The organism is Actinomadura fibrosa, from assembly GCF_900659615.1.
GTDB classification, from domain to species: domain Bacteria; phylum Actinomycetota; class Actinomycetes; order Streptosporangiales; family Streptosporangiaceae; genus Spirillospora; species Spirillospora fibrosa.
The window spans coordinates 1-5,693 of record NZ_CAACUY010000397.1 but is presented as its reverse complement, the minus strand read 5'-3'; the positions used below and the strand labels follow the sequence as shown (position 1 = coordinate 5,693).

The 5,693-nt window shown below is 70.7% G+C and carries 5 protein-coding genes; 2 read left to right on the top strand and 3 right to left on the bottom strand.

Features of this window, described 5'->3' with window-relative positions:
- Both qcrB and E1300_RS47090 read right to left on the bottom strand, forming a co-directional pair.
- On the bottom strand, positions 1-1,442 hold a 1,442-nt coding region (gene qcrB, locus E1300_RS47095), incomplete at its 3' end, for a cytochrome bc1 complex cytochrome b subunit (protein ID WP_131763766.1).
- A gap of 109 nt (positions 1,443-1,551) precedes the next feature.
- Positions 1,552-2,616, bottom strand: coding sequence for a phosphotransferase family protein (locus E1300_RS47090; protein ID WP_306440708.1), 1,065 nt, complete (start codon positions 2,614-2,616; stop codon positions 1,552-1,554).
- 118 nt (positions 2,617-2,734) lie between these two features.
- Between E1300_RS47090 and E1300_RS47085 the strand changes: the two genes are divergently transcribed.
- Positions 2,735-4,036: an acyl-CoA dehydrogenase family protein gene (locus E1300_RS47085; protein WP_131763765.1), complete on the top strand. Its 1,302-nt coding sequence runs from the start codon at positions 2,735-2,737 to the stop codon at positions 4,034-4,036.
- On the opposite strand, the gene E1300_RS47080 is transcribed toward E1300_RS47085, so the two are convergent.
- Positions 4,025-5,245 carry an RNA-guided endonuclease InsQ/TnpB family protein gene (locus tag E1300_RS47080; RefSeq protein ID WP_242619860.1) on the bottom strand — a complete coding sequence of 407 codons (1,221 nt, stop codon included), beginning with the start codon at positions 5,243-5,245 and terminating at the stop codon, positions 4,025-4,027. The genes E1300_RS47085 and E1300_RS47080 overlap by 12 nt on opposite strands.
- A gap of 163 nt (positions 5,246-5,408) precedes the next feature.
- Here E1300_RS47080 and E1300_RS47075 point away from each other — a divergent pair.
- Positions 5,409-5,693, top strand: a 285-nt coding sequence (locus tag E1300_RS47075; protein ID WP_131763764.1) for a TetR/AcrR family transcriptional regulator, incomplete at its 3' end; no start/stop codon positions are given.

Genomic DNA, 5,693 nt, shown 5'->3' with positions numbered 1-5,693 from the left:
CGGCGGAGGCGGTCCGCCGCCCCGGCGTCGAGGGGCCGGGTCCGCTCGCGGTAACCGCCGGACGGCGCCCGGACGATCACGCCGGTCTCCACGCCGGAGTCGAGCAGCGCCCGGTCGCGGCGCTGGAGCCCGAGGCAGATCCGGCGGGTCGCGGCGAACGCCAGCACCGGCCCGGCGAGGACGGCGGCGCGGAGGAACCACGTCGTCGCGAACAGCGACAGGTGGAACGTGCGGGCGATGACGTCGTTGCCCGCCGCCGCCCAGAGCACGCCGTAGAACGCGGCGCCCGCGGCGCCGAGCCCCGCACGGGTCGCGGCGTCGCGCGGCCGGTCGAGCACGTGATGGACGGCGCGGTCCCCGGTCGCGCGGCGCTCCAGGAACGGGTACAGGGCGAGCAGGGTGAAGAACGCCGTGATGGCGAGCAGCGGGACGACGATGCCGAGGGCGACGGTGTGCCCGGCGACGTCCACGTCCCAGCCGGGCATGAGCCGCAGCGCGCCGTCCCCGAAGGCGAGGTACCAGTCCGGCTGGGACCCGGCGCTGATCGCGGTGGGGTCGTAGGGCCCGTACAGCCAGACCGGGTTGATCTGGAAGAAGGTCGCCAGCAAAACGGTCACCCCCGCCGTGAACAGGAGGTACGCGGTGGTCTTGGCCATGAAGACGGGGTAGAACGGCTTGCCTTCGACGGTCCTCTCGGTGCTGCGGCCGCGGCGGAAGTCGGTGTGCTTCTGCACCCAGGGCAGCACGATCGCGTGGACGGGCACGAGCGCGAGCATGAGGCCCGGCACCAGCAGGACGTGCACGATGTACAGCCGCGGCACGAGGTCGGTGCCGGGGAACTCACCGCCCAGCAGAAAGAAGCCCAGGTAGGAGCCCACGAGGGGCAGCGACTGCGCGGCGCCGATGACCAGCCGCAGGCCGGTCCCCGACAGCAGGTCGTCCGGCAGGGAGTAGCCGGTGAAGCCGTTCGCCATCGCGAGCGTGAGCAGCACGATCCCGATCAGCCAATTGAGCTCGCGCGGCTTGCGGAACGCGCCGGTGAGGAAGACCCGGAGCAGGTGGGCCAGGATCGCGGCGACGAAGACCAGCGCCGCCCAGTGGTGGATCTGCCGCATCAGCAGCCCGCCGCGCACGTCCATGCTGATGCGCAGGGTCGAGGCGTAGGCCTCGCTCATCCGGACGCCCCGCAGCGGCGCGTAGGAGCCGCCGTAGACGACCTCGGACATGCTCGGCTTGAAGAAGAAGGTCAGGAACACGCCCGACGCGAGCAGGACGAGGAACGAGTAGAGGGCGATCTCGCCCAGCAGGAAGGACCAGTGGTCGGGGAACGCCTTGCGCGCGGCGCGGCGCGCGAACCCGGTGCTGCCGAGCCGGTCGTCGAGCGCGTTCGCGGGGCCGCCGACGGATCGCGGGAGTTCGGTGGACGGTTCGGTCGTGGACATGCGCCACCCCCGTGGTGGTCGGTCGCCGATGACCTCTACGACCGAACGTAGTACGACACGTTGTAGTACTACAAGGGGGCGAACTGTCCGGATCCGGTTCCGGCGGACGTCAGCCGGCGATGAAGGCCTGCGCCCGGCGGAACAGGCCCAGCGTGATCGAGTGCAGCAGGTCGCCGGTCTCCTTGGGCGCCTTCCCCGCGAACGCGCGCGCGTGCGTCCCCTCCAGCACGATGCCGAGCTTGAAGCAGGCGAGCACCGCGTACCAGGTGATGGACGACAGATCGCGTCCGGCGACGGCGTCCGCGCGCTCGGCGTAGGTCGCGACCAGCTCGTCCGCCGACGGCAGCCCGCCCGCGGCGCCGAGCGGCCCGGCGAGCAGGGCGCTCTCGTCCCCGTCGACCGGCCAGGTGGCGAGCAGCCAGCCGAGGTCGAGCAGCGGGTCCCCGATCGTGCACATCTCCCAGTCGACGATCGCGGCGACCTCGGGCCCGTCGTTCGCGTACATCAGGTTGGCCAGGTGGTAATCGCCGTGCATGATCCCCGGCCGCCACGTTCCGGGACGGTTCGCGTCCAGCCACGCGGCCACGTCGTCCAGCCCGGGGATCTCCGGCCCCGGATAGCCGTCCAGCGCGTTGTAGGACTCCAGCTCGGACATCCAGCGGCCCACCTGCCGCTCAAGGAACCCCTCCGGCTTGCCGAAGTCGCTCAGGCCCACCGCCTCGTGGTCCACCGCCCCGAGGGCCGACAGCGCGCGCGCCGCGTTCAACCCCATCTCGTACCGGACGGCGGCGTCCCCGCTGTGGAGCTCCGGCAGCGCCACCGAGGCGTTGAAGCCCTCTACGGGAGTCATGAGGTAGAAGACGGCGCCGTCCATGACCCGCTCGTCCGGGCAGGCGGCGATCAGGCGCGGCGCGGGGACGTCGGTGCCGTCCAGCGCGGCCAGCACCCGCGCCTCGCGGCGGAGCACCTCGTTGGTCCGGGCCCGCAGGTGCGCCGGACCGCGCCGCAGCACGTAGTCGCGCCCGCCGCGGCGGAAGCGCACGAGGACGTTCTGCGTCCCACCGGCCAGCGGGACGACGTCCTCGAACGGGCCGCCCGGCAGGCCCTCGCCGTCCATCCACCCGGCCAAGACGCCGAAGTCCACGAGCGCGCGGTCGATCTGCTCAGGCTGCACGGCGGGTTCCCTTCCCACTGGTGAACTACCGGAGAGTAACAGTCATGCACTTGCATTACTTACTCAGGTACAGAGATTATCGGCGGGACGAGCGCACCGGACCGGCAGGGAGGCCGCCATGGCTTGGGACTTCGAGACCGAACCCGCCTACCAGGAACTTCTCGACTGGGCGGACGCCTTCGTCCGCGACGAGGTCGAGCCGCTCGACCTCGTCCTCGGCGACCCCTACGACAAGACCGACCCGCGCTACAAGACGATGGTCCGCCCCCTCCAGGACCAGGTCCGCGACAAGGGCCTCTGGGCCTGCCACCTCGGGCCCGAGCTCGGCGGCCAGGGCTACGGCCAGGTCAAACTCGCGCTGCTCAACGAGATCCTCGGCCGCTCCCGCTGGGCCCCGTCCGTGTTCGGCTGCCAGGCGCCCGACTCCGGCAACGCCGAGATCATCGCGCACTTCGGCACACCCGAGCAGAAGGAGCGCTACCTGCGCCCCCTCCTCGACGGGGAGATCTCGTCGTCCTACTCGATGACGGAACCGCACGGCGGCGCCGACCCGACCCTGTTCACCACCCGCGCCGTCCGCGACGGCGACGGCTGGGTCATCAATGGCGAGAAGTGGTTCTCCTCCAACGCCAGGCACGCCACCTTCCTCATCGTCATGGCCGTCACGAACCCCGACGTCAGCGCCTACGAGGGCATGTCGATGTTCATCGTCCCCGCCGACGCGCCCGGCCTGGTCACCGTCCGCAACGTGGGCGTCGGCGGCGAGCGCGAGGGCTCGCACGGCTACCTGCGCTACGAGAACGTCCGCGTGCCCGCCGAGAACCTCCTCGGCGACGAGGGCGGCGCGTTCGTCATCGCCCAGACCCGGCTCGGCGGCGGCCGCATCCACCACGCCATGCGGACGATCGCGCAGGTCCGCAAGGCGTTCGACATGATGTGCGAGCGCGCGGTCTCCCGGCGGACCCGGTTCGGCCCGCTCGCCAAGATGCAGATGACCCAGGAGAAGATCGCCGACAGCTGGATCGAGATCGAGCAGTTCCGGCTGCTCGTCCTGCGCACCGCCTGGCTGATCGACAAGCACCGCGACTACAAGAGGGTCCGCAAGGACATCGCCGCGGTCAAGGCCGCGATGCCGAAGGTCTACCACGACGTCGTGCAGCGGGCCATGCACCTGCACGGCGCGCTCGGCGTCTCCAACGAGATGCCGTTCGCCGCCATGATGATGGGGGCGCAGGCGATGGCCATCGCCGACGGCCCGACCGAGGTCCACAAGATCACCGTGGCGCGGCAGCTGCTGCGCGACGTCGAGCCCGTCGAGGGCCTGTGGCCCACCGGCCACCTGCCCACTCGCAGGGAGGCGGCGCGCGAACGCTTCGCCGAGGCCCTGGAGCACACGATAGGAAACGAGTCAACGACCTGACTCCGAAAGGCCGGGCTTGCGGCTCGCGACTGTCCCTGACGGTGAGGACGGTGACGCGGCCGCATGGGGCATGTTGACGAATACCCACGCCGTTCGTGCGCGTCGTTGAACGTTCACGGCGGCGATGTGGTCGGCGGGGCCGGCGAGCCCGCACGCGACGCAGCGGAAGGTGTCTCGGGTTGGGCGGTTCTTTTTGGCGACGTGCCCGCAGCGTGGGCAGGTCTGGGAGGTGTAGTGGGCGTCCACCTCGATCACCGGCACCCCGGCTCGCCGGGCCTTGTAGCCGATGTGCCGGGCGAGCTGGTGGAACGGCCAGGAGGAGATGGTGGCCCGCTGGTGCCGGGGAACCCTTGTCCGCTCGCGGATGCCCGTGAGGTCCTCCAGGGCGATTCCGCGTCCGGTGCGTTCGGCATCGGCCACCACCGTCTTGGCGATGGTGTGATTGACGCAGGTGGTGTGCCGGGCCTCCCGGCGCGCCCGCCTTTTCAGCTTGCGCTTGGCGGACTTGGTGCCCTTGGTCTGCAACTCGGCCCGTACCCGCGCCATGCGCCGCCGGTAGCGCTGCAGCCCCTTGCCCTGCATGGTGCGGGAATCGGAGGTGACGGCGAGGTTGGCGATTCCCCGGTCCACCCCGATCCAGTCGCGTGGCTCGGTGTTGAGTGCGGCCTCGGGAACCTCGCAGGTCGCGGCCAGCAACCACCTGCCGTTCCGGTGTATCAGGTCCGATTCGCCCTTGCGGTGCTCGGCCAGCGTTGCGAGCTGGGTGGGGGAGCCGGTGTAGGCGATGGTGATCCGGCCGTGCACGGTCCAGATCGACACCCTGCGGGCCTCGTGTCGCCAGGACAGGTTCCGGTCTTCGAACGGCTGCGCCGCATCGGAACGGAACCGGATCGGCTTGGACTGGGCTTCGGTCCGGCGCGGCGAGTCGCGCTTGCCGAACCGTCGGGCGTCGATGCCGGCGCGCAGCGTGGTGTAGGCGTCCACGACCTTCTTCATCGTCCGGACGGTGGCCTGCGCCCCCAGCCCTCGGTTCCGCAGCTCCCGGTACACCGCGTGATGCAGCGGTACCAGGCGGACGCCCAGCCCGAACCTGGCGAACCCCACTGCCGACGCGAGGTCGGCCGCCGCGTTGCAGTCAGACAGGGTCGCCGCCAGCGCCGCCGCCTGCTCAGGCGTCGGCAGCAGCTTCACCTGCACCACCAACTTCATACTCGCCAACGTAGCGTTGCGCACTGACAGAGTGACGTATGGCGATCATCGGTGATCGGCGACACCGCACCCGACGGAACCCGGAAAGGCTGAGCGAAATGCAACATCCCGTCGCATTCCCTCCTCGCCGTGAGGAGTGGGATCTCCGCGCTGTAGGCGAGAGATGAACGACACGCGGGAGCGGTTGCTGGACGCCGCCGAGCGGCTGTACGCCGAGCGCGGCATCGACGGCGTCAGCCTGCGCGAGATCGTGCAGGCCGCGGGCGCCCGCAACGCCACGGCCGTCCAGTACCACTTCGGCGACCGCGGCGGCGTCATCCGCGCGATCTTCGCCCGGCACCTGCCCGACGTGTCCGCGCGCCAGGCGCCCCAGTGCAGCGCGAGCAGGTACGAGATGGCCACGTATCCCCAGAGCAGCAGCGTCGGCCCGAACCGGTGGATCATGAAG

Bases quoted from the DNA above. Each gene is read 5' to 3' on its own strand.
- E1300_RS47080 (WP_242619860.1), bottom strand. From the start codon at position 5,245: ATGAAGTTGGTGGTGCAGGTGAAGCTGCTGCCGACGCCTGAGCAGGCG.
- E1300_RS47085 (WP_131763765.1), top strand. From the start codon at position 2,735: ATGGCTTGGGACTTCGAGACCGAACCCGCCTACCAGGAACTTCTCGAC.